The sequence below is a fragment of the Pseudomonas syringae genome, assembly GCF_000737245.1.
Taxonomy (GTDB): Bacteria; Pseudomonadota; Gammaproteobacteria; order Pseudomonadales; family Pseudomonadaceae; genus Aquipseudomonas; species Aquipseudomonas syringae_J.
On sequence record NZ_JPQU01000018.1, the window covers coordinates 105,794 to 127,771 of the forward strand.

Annotated in this window: 20 protein-coding genes; 6 read left to right on the plus strand and 14 right to left on the minus strand. The window is 59.1% G+C overall.

Features of this window, described 5'->3' with window-relative positions:
• Window positions 1-116: 116 nt before the first annotated feature.
• The 5 genes from IV01_RS20795 to IV01_RS20775 all read left to right on the plus strand — a co-directional run bounded on the left by IV01_RS20795 (window position 117) and on the right by IV01_RS20775 (window position 4,739).
• Window positions 117-1,514, plus strand: a complete 1,398-nt coding sequence (locus IV01_RS20795) for a COG3014 family protein (protein ID WP_032626257.1) — start codon at window positions 117-119, stop codon at window positions 1,512-1,514.
• A 13-nt stretch (window positions 1,515-1,527) separates the two neighbouring features.
• The gene (locus IV01_RS20790) at window positions 1,528-1,899 is read left to right on the plus strand and encodes a YcfL family protein (protein WP_032626259.1); all 372 of its coding nucleotides are present in this window, start codon (window positions 1,528-1,530) and stop codon (window positions 1,897-1,899) included.
• Between the two features lie 38 nt (window positions 1,900-1,937).
• Window positions 1,938-2,528 carry a penicillin-binding protein activator LpoB gene (gene lpoB, locus IV01_RS20785; protein ID WP_032626261.1) on the plus strand — a complete coding sequence of 197 codons (591 nt, stop codon included), beginning with the start codon at window positions 1,938-1,940 and terminating at the stop codon, window positions 2,526-2,528.
• Between the two features lie 3 nt (window positions 2,529-2,531).
• Window positions 2,532-3,272 carry a hypothetical protein gene (locus IV01_RS20780; protein ID WP_032626263.1) on the plus strand — a complete coding sequence of 247 codons (741 nt, stop codon included), beginning with the start codon at window positions 2,532-2,534 and terminating at the stop codon, window positions 3,270-3,272.
• Between the two features lie 225 nt (window positions 3,273-3,497).
• Complete coding sequence (locus IV01_RS20775) at window positions 3,498-4,739, plus strand: nucleoside recognition domain-containing protein (protein ID WP_032626265.1); 1,242 nt, start codon at window positions 3,498-3,500, stop codon at window positions 4,737-4,739.
• On the opposite strand, the gene IV01_RS20770 is transcribed toward IV01_RS20775, so the two are convergent.
• The 9 genes from IV01_RS20770 to IV01_RS20730 form a co-directional block, all read right to left on the minus strand.
• The gene (locus IV01_RS20770; protein ID WP_080290215.1) at window positions 4,709-5,437 is read right to left on the minus strand and encodes an ABC-type transport auxiliary lipoprotein family protein; all 729 of its coding nucleotides are present in this window, start codon (window positions 5,435-5,437) and stop codon (window positions 4,709-4,711) included. The two genes, IV01_RS20775 and IV01_RS20770, sit on opposite strands and share 31 nt — an antisense overlap.
• A complete protein-coding gene (locus IV01_RS20765; RefSeq protein WP_032626268.1) occupies window positions 5,434-6,372 on the minus strand; it encodes an MlaD family protein in 939 nt (312 codons plus the stop codon). Before IV01_RS20765 ends, IV01_RS20770 begins: the two co-directional genes overlap by 4 nt.
• Before the next feature lie 2 nt (window positions 6,373-6,374).
• Complete coding sequence (locus IV01_RS20760; protein WP_418903508.1) at window positions 6,375-7,163, minus strand: ABC transporter ATP-binding protein; 789 nt, start codon at window positions 7,161-7,163, stop codon at window positions 6,375-6,377.
• Window positions 7,164-7,168: 5 nt separating this feature from the next.
• The gene (locus IV01_RS20755) at window positions 7,169-8,356 is read right to left on the minus strand and encodes an ABC transporter permease (RefSeq protein WP_050507292.1); all 1,188 of its coding nucleotides are present in this window, start codon (window positions 8,354-8,356) and stop codon (window positions 7,169-7,171) included.
• An 11-nt stretch (window positions 8,357-8,367) separates the two neighbouring features.
• The gene (locus IV01_RS20750; protein WP_032626273.1) at window positions 8,368-9,552 is read right to left on the minus strand and encodes a DUF5924 family protein; all 1,185 of its coding nucleotides are present in this window, start codon (window positions 9,550-9,552) and stop codon (window positions 8,368-8,370) included.
• 162 nt (window positions 9,553-9,714) lie between these two features.
• Window positions 9,715-11,097 (minus strand): M16 family metallopeptidase, encoded by a 1,383-nt coding sequence (locus tag IV01_RS20745; protein WP_032626275.1) that lies wholly within the window; start codon window positions 11,095-11,097, stop codon window positions 9,715-9,717.
• A 71-nt stretch (window positions 11,098-11,168) separates the two neighbouring features.
• Window positions 11,169-12,821, minus strand: a complete 1,653-nt coding sequence (locus IV01_RS20740; protein ID WP_032626277.1) for a Na/Pi cotransporter family protein — start codon at window positions 12,819-12,821, stop codon at window positions 11,169-11,171.
• Between the two features lie 379 nt (window positions 12,822-13,200).
• The gene (locus IV01_RS20735; protein WP_032626279.1) at window positions 13,201-13,968 is read right to left on the minus strand and encodes a TerC family protein; all 768 of its coding nucleotides are present in this window, start codon (window positions 13,966-13,968) and stop codon (window positions 13,201-13,203) included.
• Between the two features lie 83 nt (window positions 13,969-14,051).
• Window positions 14,052-15,359: a CitMHS family transporter gene (locus IV01_RS20730; protein ID WP_032626280.1), complete on the minus strand. Its 1,308-nt coding sequence runs from the start codon at window positions 15,357-15,359 to the stop codon at window positions 14,052-14,054.
• A gap of 326 nt (window positions 15,360-15,685) precedes the next feature.
• Between IV01_RS20730 and IV01_RS20725 the strand changes: the two genes are divergently transcribed.
• Window positions 15,686-16,087: a GFA family protein gene (locus IV01_RS20725; protein WP_032626283.1), complete on the plus strand. Its 402-nt coding sequence runs from the start codon at window positions 15,686-15,688 to the stop codon at window positions 16,085-16,087.
• Window positions 16,088-16,225: 138 nt separating this feature from the next.
• Here IV01_RS20725 and IV01_RS20720 read toward each other — a convergent pair whose 3' ends face one another.
• From IV01_RS20720 to exbD, 5 genes are all read right to left on the minus strand, one after another.
• Window positions 16,226-17,623: an aminoacyl-tRNA deacylase and HDOD domain-containing protein gene (locus tag IV01_RS20720; protein WP_032626285.1), complete on the minus strand. Its 1,398-nt coding sequence runs from the start codon at window positions 17,621-17,623 to the stop codon at window positions 16,226-16,228.
• Window positions 17,624-17,710: 87 nt separating this feature from the next.
• Entirely contained in the window at window positions 17,711-19,786 is a 2,076-nt protein-coding gene (recG, locus tag IV01_RS20715) for an ATP-dependent DNA helicase RecG (protein WP_032626287.1), read from the minus strand.
• An 8-nt stretch (window positions 19,787-19,794) separates the two neighbouring features.
• On the minus strand, window positions 19,795-20,718 hold the full coding sequence (locus tag IV01_RS20710; RefSeq protein WP_032626289.1) for a hydrogen peroxide-inducible genes activator: 924 nt from the start codon (window positions 20,716-20,718) through the stop codon (window positions 19,795-19,797).
• A 91-nt stretch (window positions 20,719-20,809) separates the two neighbouring features.
• On the minus strand, window positions 20,810-21,556 hold the full coding sequence (locus tag IV01_RS20705; protein WP_032626291.1) for an energy transducer TonB: 747 nt from the start codon (window positions 21,554-21,556) through the stop codon (window positions 20,810-20,812).
• Entirely contained in the window at window positions 21,553-21,978 is a 426-nt protein-coding gene (gene exbD, locus IV01_RS20700) for a TonB system transport protein ExbD (protein WP_032626293.1), read from the minus strand. Before exbD ends, IV01_RS20705 begins: the two co-directional genes overlap by 4 nt.

Consider the following 21,978-nt stretch of genomic DNA (forward strand, 5'->3'; position numbering starts at 1 on the left):
CACGACCTCATAACCCGTAACGAAAAGGCTCACGGAGCAGCCAGCCTGCTCAATCAAACGGATTTGCATAGCGGTTGGCTTTTGCCCTGCTATCGACTTTCAAGGAACGAAGCTTTATGTCTTCTCGTGCCTTTACTGCGCTCGTGTTGTTCGCGGCTGTGCAGCTCGCTGGCTGCTCCGCTTTCCGTAGCTACGACGCCGAACTCAAGGAAACCAACCAGCAGCTGACCACCGGCAATGTCGATGGCGCGTTGGGTGTGCTTGAAAAAAACAACACCAGCGCTGACAAGGACCTCCTCTACTACTTCGAGAAGGGCGAACTGTTGCGTGCCAAAGGCGACCTCGCCGGCAGCCAGACCGCATGGCGGGCGGCTGATCTGGTGGTCTACAAGTGGGAGGAATCGGTCAAGCTCGACACTGATAAATACCTGTCACAGTTCGGCAGTTTCCTGATTAACGACAAGGTCCGTCGTTACGAAGGTTATGACTATGAAAAGGTCATGCTGACCACGCAGATGGCTCTGAATCTGCTGGCTAAAAACGACTTTGAAGGCGCCCGCGTCGAGATCAAGAAGACTCACGAACGCGAAGCCGTGATCGCTGAGCTGCGGGACAAGGAATACGCCAAAAGCGAAGAAGAAGCCGAGAGCAAGGGCGTCAAGACCCAGTTCAAGGATCTGCAGGGTTATCCGGTCGCGTCACTGGATGCGCCGGAAGTCGTGGGTTTGAAGAACAGCTATCAGAGTGCGTTCAGCCATTACCTGTCCGGTTTCGTCTACGAAGCGATGGGTGAAAAAGGCCTCGCCGCACCGGGCTATCGCAAAGCGGCAGAGCTGCGCCCAAACACCCCTCTACTCGATGAAGCACTGCTCAAACTCGACGGCAAAGAAAGCAAGGACGGTTATAGCGAAGTATTGATCGTGGTCCAGAGCGGCTTCGCTCCCGCGCGCGACTCGGTGCGCATCCCGCTGCCACTGCCAATCAGTGGCAATCTGGTCATCACACCGTTGTCGTTCCCGGTGATCAAGCCCGACACAACGACCGCTGCCTTCACCCAGATCGGCCTCGACGGCCAGCAGATCAATCTGACAAAACTCAACAGCACCACCGACATGTCGCGTCGCGCCCTGCGTGATGACATGCCAGGGATCATTCTGCGTACCACCGTCCGGGCCATTACCCGCGGCGTTGCCCAAAAGCAGCTCAATGACGTGAACCCGCTTGCCGGTCTGGCAGTGGGCATCGCATCGGCGATCACCGAAGGTGCTGATACCCGCACCTGGCGCACACTGCCGGACAACACGCTGGTCGCTCGCCTGCGTCTGCCGCAGGGCACGCACCAGGTTGTGCTGCCTTCTTCCACGGGGGGCACCAAAGTGGACGTCAAAATCGACCAGCGCTATCAGGTCGTTGCTCTGCGGGCGATCGGCAATCAGGTCTACACCGACGGCCTCGCAGCGCACGTGACGCCGTCGGCTGTGCAGCAAGCAATCGCCACCACCAAACAACCCTGAACGGAGACTCTCCATGCGTATCAAGATTCTCGGCGTTTTGGCGCTGGCCCTGCTAGCTGGCTGCGCGACCCCGCCGCCACCGGCTCCTGGCAGTGCCGCGAGCAAAGTCGTTGCCATGGGCGACATGAAGAACATCGAAGTGGGCGCCATGCGCGTAGCTCGGGAAAACGGTTTTCTTACCGTCAATGTGCAGCTCAACAACACCAGCAACTACAACAAACAGATGTACTACCGCTTCGCTTGGCTGGGTAACGACGGTTTCCCTGTGGCGGACCCAGAGGGCTGGAAAAGCGTGACGCTGTATGGCTCGCAAACCAGCTTCCTGCCCGCGATTGCCCCGGTGCCGAAAGCCACTGACTTTCGCCTCGAAGTGAAGACGCCTTGATTCGCACCTTATTTTGTTCAGTTGAAGAGAACTTCCACATGTTGTCTATCCGCCTTTGCTCCATCGCTGCTGCCGCCCTGCTGCTCGCCGGTTGCGCCAATAATTCGCCGTCCCTGGGCAGCAAAAACATCAGCTATGGCGACACCAAAGCCGTCGAAACCGTGACCAACGAATTCGGCTCCACCGACCTGCAGATGATCGCCGAGTCCATGACCCGATCGCTGGCTCAATCCGGCGTACTGCAGGGCCGGCCTGTGGTTCAGGTCTATGACGTGAAGAACAAGACCAGCGAGTACATTGATACCCGCGAAATCACCACGTCGATCAAAACCCAGCTCATGAAAACCGGTACTGTCCGCTTCGCCAGCGACAACACCCAGATGCAAAGCCAGGTTGACCAGCTCAAGCTGCAAAACCAGAGCGGCCTGTACAAGCAGTCGACTGTCAGCAAGACCGGCAACATGATCGCCGCCAAATACCGTCTGGAAGGTGCGATCAGCTCCACCGTCAAGCGCAGCAGCGACTACAAGGATGTCTTCTACAAATTCAGCCTGCAACTGATCGACGTTGAAAGCGGTCTGGCCGAGTGGATGGACGAGAAAGAAATCCGCAAGACCACGGAGCGCTAAGCAATGCGTGCATGGATTGGCATCTTCGGCCTGATGTGCGCCTTTGGCGTCCAGGCCGCGCCGAAAATCGCAGTCACCGACATGGCGTTTCAGCAACGTGTGGAGCACTACATTCACACGGTTTCGGCGCAGAGTAATATCCGTGCCAATGCCTACAGCGCCAGCGGATCGGCCAGCTACAACGAGTACGAAGAGCGTTACAGCTACATCGAGCAAGGCGAGCTGCGCAAATTCAGCGGCGACATCAAGGGCGAGATTCTCAAGTCCGGCATGTTCCAGCTGGTTCAAGGCACGCCTTATACCGCCAAGTCCACGGAGGACGTTTACGACGTCATCAAACGGATCAAGAACGGTAACTTCAAAGGCGCCGACTACGTGCTGTTCGGGACTGTTTCGGATATCGACTTTCGCCAGGACATCGGCGAGCTGGCCAATACTGACAGCCACTCGGCGATTCTGGGTCTGACCCTGGTCAGCGATTTCAGCCTGATCAACACCCGCACCTTCGAAATCACCTCCGCGTTCACCGCGATGGGCGAAGGTCAGGACACCAAGCTGGTCAACGGCCGTGACATCAAAGTCTCGCTCAACCGTGGCCGTGTGGTGCGTGACGTCTCCAAGTCCATCGGTGTGGACGTCGCCCGTCAGCTGCGCGAGCAACTGCGGGGTGAAATCGAATACACCGAGCAGCCGATGCAGCACAACAACCTTCCACGGGATGAAGCGCCGAAGATTTTGCGCTGATACGCAGACCTGTGGGAGACCTGTGGGAGCGGTGCTTGCCCGCGATGGGGTCTAGGTGATCTGCCTGGAAAACCGCGGTGTTCCTATCGCGGGCAAGCACCGCTCCCACAGATGATCGATGAGCCCTGCGCTCCATACCTCCCATGTTGCAAATGACTCTGCCTTAAGGGTTTGTTGTTTGCTCCGCCACCGCTATCATCGCGGCATCTTGCGGGGGACTTGTGAATGCTTAACGGCCTATGGCTCGGTTTTTTTCTCATAGCAGCAGTGTCTGCATTCGGGCAATGGCTGATTGGCGGTAACGCGGGCATTTTTGCCGCCATGGTCGAAAGCATCTTCGCGATGGCAAAGCTGTCTGTCGAAGTCATGGTCCTGCTGTTCGGCACTCTCACGCTCTGGCTGGGCTTTCTGCGGATTGCAGAGAAAGCCGGAATCGTCGACTGGCTGGCGAAAGTCCTCGGGCCGTTATTTCTACGCCTGATGCCAGAAGTCCCGCGGGGGCACCCGGCGCTGGGTTTGATTACCCTGAACTTCGCCGCCAACGCACTTGGCCTGGACAACGCTGCAACCCCCATCGGCCTCAAGGCCATGCGCTCACTGCAAGAGCTCAACCCCAGCGCAACCGTTGCTACTAACGCGCAGATTCTGTTTCTGGTCCTCAACGCGTCGTCGCTGACGCTGCTTCCAGTGTCGATTTTCATGTACCGCGCCCAACAAGGGGCTGTCGATCCGACACTGGTGTTCCTGCCGATTCTGCTGGCGACCAGCGCTTCCACATTGGTAGGCCTGCTGTCTGTGGCGTTCATGCAGCGTCTTCGTTTGTGGGACCCGGTGGTGCTGGCGTATCTGATCCCTGGCGCGCTGATCCTCGGCAGCTTCATGGCGTTGTTGGCGACCATGTCAGCGGCAGCGCTGGCAGGCCTGTCCTCGATCCTCGGCAACCTGACGCTGTTCGGGCTGATCATCCTGTTTCTGGTGATCGGTGCTCTGCGCAAGGTGCAGGTTTACGAAGCGTTCGTCGAAGGCGCAAAAGAAGGGTTTGATGTCGCCAAAGGGCTGTTGCCGTATCTGGTGGCAATGCTCTGCGCGGTCGGCGTGCTGCGTGCTTCGGGCGCGCTGGACCTGGGTCTGGAAGGTATTCGCCATCTGGTTCAATGGCTGGGTCTGGACACCCGCTTTGTCGATGCGCTGCCGACTGCAATGGTCAAGCCGTTCTCGGGCAGTGCCGCCCGGGCGATGCTGATCGAGACCATGCAGACCCAAGGTGTGGACAGCTTCGCGGCTCTGGTAGCGGCGACCATTCAGGGCAGCACCGAAACCACTTTCTACGTATTGGCCGTGTACTTCGGCGCAGTGGGTATTCAGCGCGCGCGCCATGCTGTGGGTTGCGCACTGCTGGCTGAATTTGCCGGCGTGGTTGCGGCGATTTTCGTCTGCTACTGGTTCTTCGGCGCCACTGCGACGTAGTGCTTCTGGCCTTGCTCGACGGTCCAGCGCAGCACTTGGGCGGCTAACCCATCACTGGCTTTACCAAAGCCCGCCACCACGGCGGGCACCTGCTTGTCGCCCACCGGCTGGCGTACTTCAAAGCGGCGGGTGGCGATGATCCGCTGGTTATCACTGACCAGTCGCGCATCAAGACGAATGACCACTTCAATGGCCTGACCCCGGTATTCACTCTGGAAGGCCTGCAACTCTCCACCCAGTTGGAAATCCGCCTGCAGGTTGCTGTCGTCGGTGCTGAGTAGCTGCACTCGACCATCGCTGGCAAAAGCATCCAGCAATCTGTTGCGCCACAGCACCGGCGCCGGATCGGTCCAGCGCGCACCTTTGTAGCTGCTGATCAGGTCGCCTTGCGGCAAAACCGCGATGCGCGGGCTGTCCAGGGTTTCGCTGGCTTTGGGGCGGGCCAGGCGAAGCGACCACGGTACCGGTTGCGCCACGCCGGAGGCCGTGGCGCCGACGGGTAAACGGTAGACGTCGGAGGGTTCGGATTTGGGCAGGATGGAGCAGGCGCTGGTCAGGGCAACACTGAGGAGTAGTGCCAACCTGTAGGAGCGCGCTTGCCCGCGATACGGTCTGTCAGTCGAAATATTAGGCGCCTGACCTGACGCAATCGCGGGCAAGCGCGCTCCTACGGTGTCGTTCTCTGCAACAACTCTCATGGCTCAAACTCCTTGTTCTTGTCGCTGCCCAGCAGATATCCGCTGGGATTGGCTTCCAGGCGGCGGGAGATGGCGCGCAGTGAAGACAGCGTCTCGCGCAATTCGCGCACTGCTGGCCCCAGTTCACCCAGACCTTGCAGGCCGTTATCCAGCGAATGCTGGTTGTTGTTGAGCACATTGTTGATCGTCGCGCTGCTCTGCTCCAGAGACTTCATCGCCCTTTCGGCGCTGCTGAACATCTGTTTGCCATCGCTGTTGAGCAAGCCATTGGCATTGCGCATCAGGGCGGCAGTCTGTTCCAGCGTGGCGCTGGCCTGTTTACCCACTTGAGCCAATTGCTTGAGCGTCTGGCGAATGTCATCGCGCTGATCGGCAATCGCGCCGGTAGTCTGCTCAAGATGATCCAGGGTAAGGGTGAGGTTGCGCACGTTCTCCGGAGAAAACATGGTGTTCGCGTTGTGCATGAGCTCACTGACGCTGCTCATCATGTCGTTGCTGTCGTTAAGCAAGCGCGCGATGGGGGACGGTGAGGCGATGATGGTCGGCAGATGGCCATCCTTACCCGTCAACTCCGGACTTTGGGGCGTGCCGCCGCTGAGTTGAATGATCGAGCCACCGGTAATCCCGGTCAGCGCCAGCTTGGCTTGAGTGTCCTGCTTGATCGGTGTACTACCGGCAATACGAATCTGCGCCAGCACCCGGCGCGGATCGTTGGGGTCCAGGCGCAGCTCGATCACATCACCGATTCTGATCCCGCTGTACTGCACAGCGCTGCCTCGTGACAAGCCGGTCACCGCTTCGTTGAACACCACTTCGTAGTCTTTGAACGCTGAGTCGACGCTGGACTTCGCCAGCCACAGCCCGAACAGCAACGCAGCCGCCACCACCAGTACCGTGAACAGGCCGATCAACACATGATGGGCACGGGTTTCCATCGTCAGACCTCTTTCTGCAAGGAAGCGGAGTATGCCGCCCGGCCACGAGGGCCGTGGAAATATTCATGAATCCAGGGGTCGTTGGTGGCCGAGACCTTGTCGATCCGGTCCGCGACCAGCACCCGCTTCTGCGACAGTACCGCCACACGATCTGTGATGGTGTAGAGGGTATCCAGATCATGGGTGACCAGAAACACGCTCAAACCCAGCGCGTCGCGCAATGTCAGGATCAACTGGTCAAAGGCTGCAGCACCAATCGGATCAAGCCCGGCGGTGGGTTCGTCGAGGAACAGAATGTCCGGATCCAGCGCCAGAGCCCGCGCCAAGGCTGCCCGCTTGATCATGCCGCCAGACAAGGACGCTGGGTATTTGTGTGCCGATGACAGCGGCAAACCGGCCAGCGCCAGCTTGACCCCGGCCAGATGCTCGGCCTCATCGCGGCTCAGACCTGCGTGTTCAATCAGCGGCAGCGCGACGTTCTCGGTGAGGGTCAGGGACGAGAACAAAGCGCCCTTCTGGAATAACACGCCGAAGCGCCGCTCAACCTGCGAGCGATCCTGCTCCGACAGGCTCTGCAAATCCTGACCGAACACCCGGACACTACCCGCATCCGGACGACGCAAGCCGACGATGCTACGCAACAGTACGGATTTACCACTGCCCGAACCGCCAACCACGGCCAGGATCTCGCCCTTGTACAAATCCAGGTCGAGGTTTTCGTGCACGCTCTGAGCCCCGAATCGATTGCACAGCCCCCGCACCTCGATCACCGCCTCACGACTTATCGGCACCTTGCTCACCAGCCCATCTCCATGAAAAACAACGCCGCCATGGCGTCGAGCACGATCACCACGAAAATCGATTGCACCACGCTGGAGGTGGTGCGCGCGCCCACCGACTCGGCGCTACCGCTGACTTTGAAACCTTCCAGGCAACCAATGGCCGCGATCAGAAAGGCAAACACGGGAGCCTTGACCATGCCCACCAGGAAGTGCTGGACGCCGATGTCCTTCTGCAACAGTGAAAGGAACATTGCCGGGGAAATATCCAGCGACACGGCGCACACCACACCGCCGCCAATGATGCCGCAGATCATTGCCAGAAAAGTCAGCAGCGGCAACGAGACCAACAGCGCCAACACCCGGGGCAGCACCAGTAGCTCCACAGGGCTGAGGCCCAGGGTGCGGACGGCGTCGATTTCTTCATTAGCCTTCATTGAGCCGATTTGCGCGGTGAAAGCACTGGCGGTGCGGCCGGCCATGAGAATCGCGGTCAGCAACACGCCGAACTCACGCAAGAACGAGAACGCGACCAGATTCACGGTGAAGATCGTAGCGCCGAAGGTTTTGAGTATGGTGGCCCCGAGAAACGCCACCACGGCGCCTACCAGAAAGGTCAGCAGCGCCACGATGGGCGCGGCGTCCAGGCCGGTCTGCTCGATATGCACAAACACCGACGTCATGCGCCAGCGCCGTGGGCGAAAAATGTTGCGCAGCAAGGTCTCGATGATCAGGCCGATGAAGCCCAGCAATTGCAGGGTGTCAGTCCACAACGTGTAGACCGCGCCGCCGATGCGCGAGAGCAATTGCAAACCCACCGCGACTTCAGGCTCTTTGACCGGCGCGCAGTAATCGCACAACGCCGACTGAATGGTTTGCAGCAGAGCGCGACTGGACACCGGCAAGTCAGGCGCCTGCACCGCCAGCCGGGCCAGGCGCTCAGTGCCGAGCAACTCGACCAGCAGCGAGGCGCCCGCAGTGTCCAGTGCGTGGAGGCCGCTCAGATCGACGGGCACAGTGGCGTCGTAATTGCCGCCCAGCTCGTCAGTCTGGCGCTTGAGCACTCGGTAATGCTGGAGTGTCCAGTCGCCGGAAATACGCAGTTGCACCGGCTGGCCGGAGGTATCCAGCACGGCGCGGCCCGGACGCTCGCTAGCGGTGGCGGAAACCTCTTCGGCAGATGCGGCAAGCGTGGGCGTCGTCATGAGCGTGCCTGTTATTGATCGTTCGGAGCCGCAGCTTTGGGTTCTTCAGCGGCGGGCTCACGCGCTTTGGTTTCTGAATCGCTGTTCGAATCTTGCGGCTCGGCTTTTCCCGCGCTGTTGCCGTCGCCACCCGGCTTCAGGCGGATTATCCTGCCTGACTGACGCGTGACGGCTGGCTGGTCATTATCGGTGACCTTGAAGCGCAGCACGCCGATCATTTGCCCGTCTTCGGTCAGCACCCTGACCTGCCAGTTGCCGACAGCGTCCTGAGGGAAATTCTGTTTGTGGGTCCAGGCACGATAGCCTTCTTTACGCCCACCATGAATATCCAGCGCAATGCGCTCGCCCTCTTCGCCGTTGTGGCGCCACACGTGATAGATCCGCTCTTCCAGGCCGCGAGGCGCGTTGATTGAGGTGTAGGCGTAAAGCCCGCCAGCGCGTAGCTGATTAACGCTGATCTCGGTGATGCTGTCGCCGGGCTTACGGTTCTTGTTGTCGAAGTCGGTGCTGACAGCAACCTCAGTCAGCCACAGGGTTGCGGGCGGTACCCATGAGCGCAGCAACCAGCCCGCGCCGCCGATGAGCAGGATCGCAAGCAACACGCCTGCCCCGCGCCGCCAGGTATTCATCGGGAAGCTCGACGCCAGGCTGGGGAATGACAACAGCATGGCGATCCCCAACGACAGCTTGTAACTCTCGGCCGTGGTCAGGTGCAGGATGATCGGCAAGGCGGTCAGCAGCGCGGCAAACAGCGTCAGCGTGTGCAGCGCCATGAACAACCAGCGTTTGGGCGCGAGCCATTTGTAGTACAGCGGATCAATGATGGAAATCAGTCCCGCCGCGCCCAGAAGGCCGGTGAACACTGCCTGGGCGCTGTTCCAGGTGGTAGTGATGAAAAAGAACGGCAGAACGAAAAACAGACTTTCCTGGTGGATCATCTGCGTGCCGTAACGCAACAGCCCCGAAGGGATCTCACGCTTGAAGACTTTGGTGAACAGCACCATGGCGCTGCTTTCGACCATCAGCCACAGCCAGCTGACGAGCATGACCACCGCAATCCAGGTCGCCAGTCCTTCCTGGCGATCCACCAGGATGAAGCTGGCGATCCCCGAAATGAAACCACCCGCCGCAATTAGTCCTGGATAGCGTTTCATCAGGTTGATTACGCGGTTGATCAGGGATTTCCACTCAGGCATTTCGGCGATTCACTTGGTCGTCAGGGAGAAAGCGCCAGCAGGATAACAGCGCTGTGGGAGCGGTGCTTGCCCGCGATAAGGGCACCGCAATTCTAAAGTCAAACCGCATTCAGCCTTATCGCGGGCAAGCACCGCTCCCAGAGGAGAATCGCGTTTTCAGGTCTACCTTCTCCGGCGATACACGCTTATACGCCACCCAATCAGTAACACCACCAAGCCAATCGCCCCTACCACCAGCCAATAAAGCTGGTTGTAGCTCAGCAGCGGCTGCTCGATGCGCCAGTAGCCTTTTTGCGCCAGCAGCTCGCGCATGACGCGGTTGGCGCTGTCCAGGCTGACGGCCCTGTAGCGTTTGACCGGGTCGGCGAAGCGGCCTTTGTCATAGTCATTGATCGCCCCCCAATAATAGTCCGCGAGCGCGCTATTGCCCTGCACCGCCCAAGCCTGTTTAACGATGGCGGCCTGTTTGATGCGAGCGAAGGTGGCCGGGTCGAGGCCGTCTGCCTGCAGATGCTTGAGCACCTCAAGCATGGCATCCTTGGCCTGCTCGACATCGTCACCTTCCACGTCGGCATTAAGGCTAATGAAGCCGCTGCCACCAAAGACTTCGCGATCCACCCAAGGGCCGTAAGACAAGCCACGCTTCAAGCGCAAGTCGCTGTACAACGCCCATTCAAAATAGTCGTCGAGCAATTGCAGGGTTTCATCAGGCTGATCGTCCAGCAGCGGCTCAGTAAAAATCAGGTGCAGCCGTGCGCCATCACCCAGCCCGCCGCGGATCAGGGTGCGTTCTGCATCGGCGTTGCCATTAGCCTCGGCCAACATCGGGTGCTCGGTGGGATCGACCGCATCGAGTTCGCCGTAAGTGCGCTCCAGATAGCCAGGCAACAGCCGATCCAGATCGCCAACCACAATGAGCGTCATGTTGTTCGGCGCATACCAGGCTTTGAACACGTCCTCGATCTGATCCAGCTCGATGTGACCGACTTGCGGGCGCTCGGCGCACTTGAGGCCCATTTCCACCGCCAACTGACTGCTCGCGCTGTGGCCCAGGTCCTTGCGGTCGAGCCAGCGTTGCAGGTGCGAGTAATGTCCGCCGTCCTCACGCTCTACGATGCGCTTGACGGTATCCAGGTCCGACTCGTCGAAATGAGTTTTGCTCAGAACTTCAAGCAGCAGGTCCAGGACCTTGCGTTGATTTTGCGCAGGGGCTTCGATGACAAACGTAGTGTCAGTGTTACTGGTGAATGCATTCCAGTCGCCGCCCAGCGCCTGCATGCGCTCTTCAAGTCCGCCTTCACCGGAGTCGTCCACCCCACTGAAAAGCATATGCTCCAGCAGATGAGGCAATTCCTTGTCTTTACAGGGGAAGTCGTCAAAACCTATGCCCACCACCAGGCGAATCGCTACATGACCTTTTTCATAGCCCGGCTTGAGCAGCAATTGCAGACCATTGGGCAGCAGATAGCCCTCAACCTGAAAGCGGTCGAGAGCAGATGAAGACAGTGAAACCAAAAACAGACAAGCGAACAGCAGGCAACGCATAAAACATGCTTCCTTGCGGGCCAGTATGTCTAACAGACTTCGATGTGCCTGGTACGTTCACCATAAGTCCTTTACACGGACGGATTCGGCGGGCTTTCGCTTGACAGCGCGCCAGTATCAGCTGTCTCAAGCACCACGTAAGCACTGCTGCAAAATAGCGAATTCAGACGCTTCATGTCAGCAATCAGCTCGAGATGCAGTGAGCTGGTTTCGAGGCTTTGCACAACTTTGCGTTGCAGGCGGCTGACGTGAGCGTGGGCAAGACGCCGTTCTTGAGCGCGGAAGCGGCGCTTTTCACGCAACAACTGACGAGCACTTTCCGGATCGCCACTGAGGAACACCGACAAACCCAGGCGCAGGTTCGACATCAGCTGTGAATGCAGGCCGGCGAGTTCTTCCAGACCCACTTCAGAGAAAGAGCGGCGCTGGGAAGTCTTCTGCTGCTGGACCTTGCGCAGCATGCGCTCGATCAAGCCAGCCGCCAGTTCCAGGTTGATGGTCAGCTCGATGATTTCTGCCCAGCGCCGGTTGTCCTGTTCGCCGAGGTCTTCTCGGGGCATCTGCGCCAGATACAGCTTGATGGCGCTGTAGAGGGCTTCGACGTCATCGTTGAGGCGACGGATTTCCTGAGTAACCGATGTTTGCGTACCGCGCAGCACTTCGAGCATCGAGCCGAGCATGCCTTCGATCAGGTCACCCATGCGCAAGGTTTCGCGCACGGCATTGGCCAGGGCCAGGCTTGGCGTGGACAGCGCGGTCAGGTCCAGATGACGCGGTTTGGCCAGACCGTTGACCTCCGCACGCTCAGGCAGCAGGAATGCACACAGCCGCGCCATCCAACCTACGGTTGGCAGCATGATCAGACAGCGGGAGGTGTTGTAGACCAGGTGAAAGCCAATGACCATGTCCTGAGGGCTGAAGCCCAGGCTGTCGATCCAGTGTACCAGCGGATCCAGTACCGGAATGATCAGCAAGAGGCCGAACAGTTTGTACAGCAGACTGCCCAGCGCCACTTGCCGCCCGGCAACGTTCTGCATGCTGGTGCTCAGAAACGCCAACAAGCCGCTGCCGATGTTGGCGCCGATCACCAGACCAATCGCCACCGGCAGGCTGATGATTTCCGCACCGGCCAAGGTCGCCGTCAGCAGCACCGCCGCCAGGCTGGAGTAGGAAATCAGGGCAAACATTGCCCCCACCAAGGCATCGAGCAACAGATCGCCGGTGAGGGACGCAAACAGCACTTTGACGCCGGCGTTCTGGGTGATCGGCGCCGCAGCGGTGACGATCAGCTGCAAGGCGAGCACGATCAGCCCGAGACCAATGGCGACGCGGCCCAATTGTCCGATTCGAGTCTGTTTGCGCGACAGGAAGAAAATTACGCCGAGGAAGATCAGCAGCGGCGAGAGCCACGACAAGTCGAACGTGAGGATCCGCGACATCAGCGCAGTGCCGACATCGGCCCCCAGCATGATCGCCAGCGCTGGCGTCAGCGCCATCAGACCTTGGCCCACGAATGAAGTCACCAGCATGGCCGTGGCGTTACTGCTCTGTACCAGCGCTGTGACCAGAATCCCGGCGATGAACGCCAGCGGACGCTTGGACATGTTCTGGCTGATGACCTGACGCAGTTGCGAGCCATACACCCGCAGAATGCCGGTGCGAACAATGTGGGTGCCCCAGATCAGCAAGGCGACAGCCGATAGCAAATCGAGCAGGGTCAGCATACGGAAAGCCCCCTGAGGTTTGCCCGTTAGGGCAGAAAATTAAAATGTCGGCGGATGGCGCGGTGAAGGGTGTAACTAACCTTTAGTCGGCCTTTGCCTCAAACGCCAGCTTCGGCTGACACTGGCCCCATTGAAACAAATCTGTAACAAATCAGCCAGATAGATCTGTGCTTCGATCCTGTGGGAGAGTCTACGGTTGACCGCAAGCTGAAGTGCGACGTGGGACCGGCTTTAGCCGGGAATGCGCCAGCTCTATCAATGCGTATGCAGTGGAGGTACCGACCTCTTCCCGGCTAAAGCCGGTCCCACGACAGCCGTGTATCGGGCCAATAAAAAACGGGGCCTGCATGGCCCCGTTCTTTTGACACAGGCAACCGGCTTACTGGCCCGGAATATCCTTGCGCAGCTTGACCGGCTCGCTCTGAGCCTTTTTCTTGGCCGTCGCGATGCGCATCTTGATGTTGATGGCTTCAACCGCCAGCGAGAACGCCATGGCGAAGTACACGTAGCCTTTTGGCACATGCACGTCAAAGGCGTCAGCGATCAGCACCGTACCCACCACGATCAGGAATGACAGCGCGAGCATCTTCAGGGAAGGATGCTTCTCGATGAAATCGCTGATGGCGCCAGCGCAGGCCATCATGACCAGTACCGCGACGACAATCGCTGCAACCATGACCGGTACGTGGGACACCATGCCGACGGCGGTAATGACCGAGTCCAGCGAGAACACGATGTCGATGATCGCGATCTGGATGATGGTGTAGATGAACTTGCCACCAGCACCTTTCGGTCCATCCATTGACTCTTCTTCGCCTTCCAGACCGTGGTAGATCTCTTGCGAGCTTTTCCACAGCAGGAACAGACCACCGAAGAACAGGATCATGTCGCGGCCGGAAATACCTTGGCCAAAGACTACAAACAGATCTGCCGTCAGGCGCATGATCCAGGTGATCGACAGCAGCAGCAGAATACGCGTGACCATGGCCAGCGCCAGACCAAAGATCCGGGTGCGCGCCTGCATATGCTTGGGCATACGGCTGACCAGGATCGAGATCATGATGATGTTGTCGATGCCCAGGACGATCTCCAGGGCAGTCAGGGTGAAGAAGGCAATCCAGATTTCAGGATTGGTGAACCATTCCATACATAATCCTTTGAGCGTTTAACGTTCAGGGCTCAAGCTCGGCCTGGAGACCGACTTGAGCCACAAAACTATGGGGTCTGAAGTTACAGACTGCTGTACAGCGGGAAAATGCCCATCAGCAAAGCGGCAACCATTATGCACAGGCAGACCAGCACTGCCCACTTCAAGGTGAAGCGTTGGTGGTCACCAAACTCGATGCCGGCCAGCGCAACCAGCAGATAAGTCGACGGGACCAGCGGGCTAAGCAGGTGAACCGGTTGGCCGACGATCGAAGCGCGGGCCATTTCCACCGGGCTGATGCCGTAGTGAGCAGCGGCTTCGGTCAATACCGGCAATACGCCGTAGTAGAAGGCATCGTTGGACATGAAGAACGTGAACGGCATGCTGACCAGTGCAGTGATCACAGCCAGATACGGACCCAGTGCTTCCGGGATGACCGCCAACAGGCTTTTGGACATGGCATCGACCATGCCGGTGCCGGTCAGGATACCGGTGAAAATACCGGCGGCGAAAATCAGACCAACCACCGCCAGCACGCTACCGGAGTGAGCGGCGATACGGTCTTTCTGATCCTGCAGGTTCGGGTAGTTGATGATCATCGCGATACTGAACGCGATCATGAACAGCACTGGCAGTGGCAACAGGCCCATGATCAGGGCGATCATCAGCACCAGTGTCAGTGCGCCGTTGAACCAGATCAGCTTCGGACGACGGGCATCCGGGAATTGCGAAACGCTGATTTCGCTGTGGTCGGCTTCGTCGCCATGCAGGTGCAGTTCGCCCAGACGAGCACGCTCACGTTTACCGTAGAAGTACGCGATCAGCAGAAGTGCGACTACCCCGGCACACATGGCTGGAATCATCGGTACGAAAATATCGGATGCATCAACGTGCAAGGCACTGGCTGCACGAGCTGTCGGCCCGCCCCATGGGGTCATGTTCATGATGCCGCCCGCCAGAATGATCAGGCCAGCCATGATGCGTGGGCTCATACCGATGCGGCTGTAGAGCGGCAGCATGGCAGCAACGCAGATCATGTAAGTCGTTGCACCGTCGCCATCCAGGGAAACCACCAGCGCCAGCACTGCGGTGCCCACCGACACTTTCATCGGGTCGCCTTTGACCCACTGCAGGATCTTGCGCACTGCCGGGTCAAACAAGCCTGAGTCGATCATCAAGGCGAAGTACAGAATGGCGAACATCAGCATCACGCCAGTCGGCGCAAGCTTGGTGATACCAGCCAGCATCATCGGGCCAATGGTCGGGCCAAAACCGCCGAACAAGGCGAAGATGATCGGCACCAGGATCAAGGCAATCAGCGCGGACAGCCGTTTGCTCATGATCAAGTACATGAAAGCAACAACCATGGCAAAGCCGAGGAAGGTCAACATAGAAATACTCCAGGCATTACGCGAATCGAATAGGCGAAGGGCGAATCAGCTCAAAAAGAGCGGCGCATGGAGTTGGGGCGAAAGCGGGGAATGAAGCAGGGCACTAGAGCACATCAGGGTCACCATTTGTTGTTGTTAACTGGGCCTTTGCACGTCAGAAAACGCACATGTGGCTGACCGGTCTGTTGCCGGCGGTGGGAGGATCCTAATGGGCCAAGCTTTCATTCACCTTTCGCAGCTGAAACCTTTGAGCGCCTACACCTAAAGACGAATACGCGCCGGCGCGGTCAGACGCTTTATCGACCACCGGCTCTACTGGGGAAAAAATGGACCCGATCATCACTGGCGGCTGCCATTGCGGCAGCCTGCGCTATCAGTTCGAAGCACCTTTGCGGGACATCGCTCATTGTCATTGCTCGATTTGCCGACGGACCTCGGGCGGGATCGTCATGACCTGGATTTCGGTGCCGGTCACGTCGTTCAAGTGGACTGAGGGCAGCCCGACGGCCTATGACTCAGGCCCGACGTGTGTGCGTTATTTCTGTAATAACTGCGGGGCACAACTGGCTCTGCTTTCCCGCAACAGTCCCGAAGAGATTGACGTGACCGTCGCGACTTTTGACCACCCTGAGCACGCGCCCGCAAGCCGCCATATCTGGACCGACAATCGTCTGCCGTGGCTGCATCTGGATGAGCAATTGCCGGGGGAGGCTGGTGAGACGGTTTAGGCTGGATGAATGGGATCAAATGTGGGAGCGAGGCTTGCCCGCGATAAGGCTGGACGCGATTCACATTAAATAGCGTCCAGCCTTATCGCGGGCAAGCCTCGCTCCCACAGAAGCACCGGCCCCACAGGGGAATCTGCATCAAGACGAAAACTGAGACGCCAATTCCCGCAGCAGAACTTCGGCGTCGAGCACCTTGCGCACCGATTCCTCGGCCTTTTCCCGAGGCAGGTTCAGCCGGGTGTAGATTTCGTCAGGGATCACTTCCTGGGGTCCCGAGCCAATGCCGTTCTGGCGCAGCAGGCGTACCGCAAGGTAAACCAGGTTGGCGTAGACGCTATGTTCACCGTCGTACATCGGGTCATGCTGAAAACGCAGGGCTGTGCACAACTCGTCCGGCATGTCCCAGTAACGCATCAGCCATGAACCCATCTGCTCACGGCTGATACCCAGCAGATGCTGTTCAACATAGCTGTGGTGCAGGTGCGGGTTGACCTCCAGCTGGCGGCAGATCAGCGAGAAATGCGGCGGAAACACATGGGCCAGCAGCAGATAGCCAAAGTTATGCAGGAGCCCGGCCAGATAGGTCAGGCCTGCCTCGGGGCGCTGCGCACGCGGTATGGCGCGGGTCAGGCCTTCAATGACAGCAGCGGTGTAAATCGACTGCTGCCAATAAGGTGTAGTCTGCTGCGGATGATCCTTTGGCAGGCTCAACGTCTTGCCCAGCGCCAGGCCTAGCGCCAGGTTGATTACCAGATCAAAACCCAGAACCCGGACGATAGCGTCTTCTACCGAACGGATCTTGCCGGTCGACGCGTAGTAAGGCGAAGCCGCCCAGCTCACCACTTGGGCAGCCAGTGCGGGGTCGGTCTCGACGACACCGGTGATGTCATCAATGGTCGCATCAGGATCAACACGCAGTTTGATGATTTTCTGGGCAGTCCCGGCCAGCGGCGGGATTTCCAGCGTGGCTTCCAGACGCTGCTGGATGCGACGGGCCGTGAAGGCATGCATCGCCTGAGTGATTTCTTCGCGGTCGTCATCAGGACGGTCGAGATTGGGGTGGATCGTGCTCAGCAACTCGCCGAAGTGGGCAGCACTGGCCTTGTTCAGCATCGTTTTGAAATCATCGCTGCTGATTTCCAGCAGTACACCCAGCTCGCCCGAACCGATCAGTACCGAAGGCTCCTGCAACAGACGCTCGTCATACAGGCATGGCGAGCTGGTCAGCGCGGGCAGGCCCGGCAGAACCTGCAGGCTGTGTTTGGCGAGCATCTTGAGCAGACGGCTGTTGGGTACCGCCACCAGTTTGCGGCCGGTCAGCTCGGTAATACGGGCAAGATCCAGCAACTGGCTTTGGGGGAACAGAATCAGAAGTGCGCCCACCGCATCCTCAACCAGCACCGCCTGGACCTTTCGCTCGCTCAGCAGCTGAGGATGGTCAGAGACCTCGCTGTAGCTGATGCCTAGTTTCCCAAGCAATTGCCGAATAACGGACGGGGTGTGAGGAGCTTCATCGACGTGGGCAACTTCTGTCATGGTCAGTATCCGAATTCTTACAGTCGCTGAAGTATAACCAGCTTGGTTGTTAACGGTGTGACGGGATCGTCAAAGCGACGACCTGCTTCACACCTGACCGTATTGTTGACCGTGGCGCAACCAACGCTCCAGCAGCGGACTGACATGTTGCGGCCAGCGCTCAAGCAGCGCCTGGGCAGCATCACGCACTGCGGGCAGCAAATCTGCGTCGCGCATCAGATCGGCCACTTTGAACTGCAATAGCCCGGTTTGACGGGTGCCGAGCATTTCACCAGGGCCGCGCAGCTCAAGGTCTTTTTCGGCAATCACGAAACCGTCGTTGGTCTCGCGCATGATGCCCAGCCGCTGACGGCCGATCTGGGAAAGAGGCGGATGGTAGAGCAACACGCAATGGCTCACCGCGCTGCCACGTCCCACGCGGCCGCGCAGCTGGTGCAACTGGGCCAGACCCAGCCGCTCAGGGTTCTCGATGATCATCAGGCTGGCGTTGGGCACGTCTACGCCGACTTCAATCACCGTCGTCGCCACCAGCAGCTGCAAGGCGCCCTGTTTGAATTCAGCCATGACTGCGGCTTTTTCAGCGGGCTTCATCCGCCCATGGATCAGACCGACCCGGAATTCGCCCAGTGCGCTGGTCAGCTCTTCAAAAGAAGTCTCAGCGGCCTGGCAGGTGAGTTCTTCGGATTCTTCGATCAACGTGCACACCCAATAAGCCTGCCGTCCCTCGGCGCATGCGGCACGCACGCGCTCAATGACTTCAATGCGTCGAGTGTCGACCACCAGCACTGTGTTGACCGGCGTACGGCCTGGGGGCAGTTCGTCAAGGATCGAAGTGTCCAGATCCGCGTAGGCGCTCATGGCCAGGGTGCGCGGAATCGGCGTGGCGGTCATGATCAACTGATGCGGACACATCAGACCGCCCACGCCCTTTTTGCGCAGGGCCAGACGTTGCTGCACGCCAAAACGGTGCTGTTCGTCGATGATCACCAGTGCCAGATTCTTGAACTGCACTTCATCCTGAAACAGCGCATGGGTGCCGACCACCATTGGCGTACCGGTGGCAATCTGCTCCAGCGACGTAACCCGCGCCTTGCCCTTGAGCTTGCCCGCCAGCCACGCCACCTCAATGCCCAGTGGCTCCAGCCAGCGCTTGAAGTTGATGTAGTGCTGCTCTGCGAGAATCTCGGTCGGAGCCATCAGCGCCACCTGATAACCGGCTTCCAGCGCTTGCAAGGCGGCCAGCGCAGCGACAACAGTCTTGCCTGCGCCCACGTCCCCTTGAATCAGGCGCAACATCGGCTCCGGCTGGCTCAGGTCGTAGGCGACTTCCTTGCCCACGCGCTGCTGGGCACCTGTAGGCGGGAAGCCAAGGTTGGCGAGAAACTGCTTCGGCAGCTTTTTCGCCAATGGCAATGCCGGAGCGCGCTGGGAGCGCAGGCTCTCACGCAAGCGTTGCTGGGACAGTTGATGCGTCAGTAATTCTTCGAACGCCAGCCGATGCTGCGCCCAGTGATGCCCCAGCGCCAACTCTTCGACGTCGGCGTCCGCTGGCGGGTGATGGAGATAGCGAATCGCCTCGTCCAGTGGTGCAAGCTGGTAATCACGGGCGAGCTCTTCCGGCAGCCAGTCCGGCAGGCTCTTCGGGCCGAGCATGGCCAGGGTTTGCTGGCTTAACTGACGCAGGCGCTGCTGGGTCAGGCCTTCGGTGGTCGGGTAGATCGGCGTCAGGGTCTGTTCCACCGGCGCAGGTTCGCTGCCGGTCAGGGCGCGGTATTCAGGGTGATAGATTTCCAGACCGGAAGCACCGGGCCGGGCCTCGCCAAAACAACGGATATGGGTGCCGCGCTTGAGGCCGTCTTTCTGGGCATTGCTGAAGTGGTAGAAGCGCAAGCTCAGGCTGCCGGTGCCGTCGTTCAACCGCACCAGCAGGCTGCGGCGCTTGCCCATCACCACATCCGCGCCGCTGACCGTACCTTCGATCACCGCATCCTGGCCGGGACGCAACTGGCCGATCGGCACGACCCGTGTCCGGTCCTGATAACGCAATGGCAGATGGAACAAGACGTCTTGCAGGTTTTCCAGGCCGACCTTGGCGAGCTTCTCGGCCATGGCCTCGCCGACGCCCTTGAGCGCCGTGACCGAGACGTGGGACAACTCGCTCATGCCTGCACTCAGCTCGCTTCGGTTTTCGGACGAGCCACGGAGCACAAGCGCACGGAATCAGCGAGAATTTCAATCGCCTTGGGCCGCGGGAAGCTGGCGCGCCAGGCGATCGCAACAGTGCGGAACGGCACCGGCGGGGTCAACGGACGCACTTCAATCACGCCTGGGGCGTAATGATGGCTGTCCACCGCCGACATCGGCAGGATCGAGATGCCAAGCCCGGAAGCAACCATATGACGAATGGTTTCCAGCGAGCTGGATTCAACGGTGGTGTGCTTGGCGCCTTCGCTGCCCTTGGTCAGGGTCGGACAGGCTTCGAGCACTTGATCGCGGAAGCAGTGACCTTCACCGAGCAGCAACAGGCTCTTGTCGTTGAGGGCCGAGGCGTCGATGGTCGTTTTCTGGGTCCACGGGTGATCAGCAGGCATCAAGACGTAGAACGGCTCGTCATAGAGCTGCATGGTCAGCACGTCGGCTTCATTGAACGGCAAGGCGATGATGATCGCGTCCAGCTCGCCGTTACGCAGCTTATCGCGCAAAACGTGAGTGAAGTTTTCTTCGATGTACAACGGCATCTGCGGGGCGACCCGGTGCAGTTGCGGGATCAGATGGGGGAACAGATAAGGCCCGACGGTATAGATCGCGCCGACTTTCAGCGGCGCGGTCAGCTGGTTTTTGCCAGCCTGGGCCAACTCGCGGATGCCTTGAGCCTGCTCGAGAACCTTCTGTGCCTGGGCAACAATGCCTTCACCTACAGGTGTGAGACGCACGGCACTCTTGCTGCGCTCGAAAATAAGCACACCAAGTTCATCTTCAAGCTTTTTCACGCCGACCGACAATGTCGGCTGGCTGACGTGACAACGCTCGGCGGCATGGCCGAAGTGCTGTTCTTGAGCGAGGGTTACGATGTAGCGCAATTCTGTGAGAGTCATAACGTGCGTCCATGAAGTTGCGGCCCCAGCATAGCGGCTGCAATCGATAGACGCACGTTATCAAGCTACTGCGTTGTATCAAAATTGCGATTTAGCGCTTATCCAGCGAGTAAACGAACGGTGCCAGGATCTCAATGGTGCCGTTGTTGAGCGTTTCGGCCGGAGGTTTTGGCAGTGGCTGAGCACGACGGATCATCTCCATCGTCGCTCTATCCAGTGCCGGACTGCCTGAACTGCTGGCAATCGAATACGACACGACGTTGCCATCAGCATCCACGATGAAGCGCAGACGGCTGACCCCTTGCATGCCGCGACGACGAGCGTCTTCCGGGTACTTCTTGTATTTGGCCAGATGGCGCAGCAGATCACTTTGCCAATTCGGCAGCGCATTACTCGGCGGCGACGGCGGACTCGGTGGTGTCGGCGCAACCGACTTCTGCACGGGTGCGGTGGTTGGTGGCGTATCAACCGGTTTTTCGTCAGCAGGCTTTTCCTGAGGTGGCTCAGGCTTCTTCACCGGCTTCGGCGGCTGCGGTTTAGGCTTGGGCTTGACCACTGGCTTGGGCACCGCGATTTCGGCCTTCTCGACTTCAGCCACTTTGGGCACGGGAATTTCTTCCTCAGGCGCAGGCGGTTGCGGCGGCTGCACGACTTTCGGGGGCGGCGGCGGTGCGGGCTCCGGTTCTGGAGCCAGCTCTACCATCATCGCTGCCGGTGGCAACTCGATGGGCTGGGATGTCGGCCAGCGAAGTGCGACCACGACCGCAATGGCGTGCACGGCCAGCACCAACAACAGACTACCGCTATAGCGCGTCAGTTTTTGGCGCGTACTGATCATTTCTTACCAACCGTCTCTAGACCGACCAGACCCACTTTCAGATAACCCGCACCGCGCAGGGCATTCATGACTTCCATCAAGTCGCCGTAATCCACGCCTTTGTCAGCCTGGAAGAAGATTGTGGTGTCCTTCTTGCCTTGCGTCTTGGCGTCGAGGATCTGACCTAGCTGTTCACGAGTTACCTTGTCATCACCCAGGTAAAGACTCTGGTCGGCCTTGACGCTGAGAAAGACAGGCTTCTCTGGTCGGGGCTGCGGCTTGGCCGTCGAGGCTGGCAGATCGACCTTGATGTCGACAGTCGCCAAGGGCGCCGCCACCATGAAGATGATCAGCAATACCAACATGACGTCGATGAACGGCGTGACGTTGATTTCGTGGTTTTCGGCGAGATCATCATCGCCTTCTTTCAGATGCATGCCCAA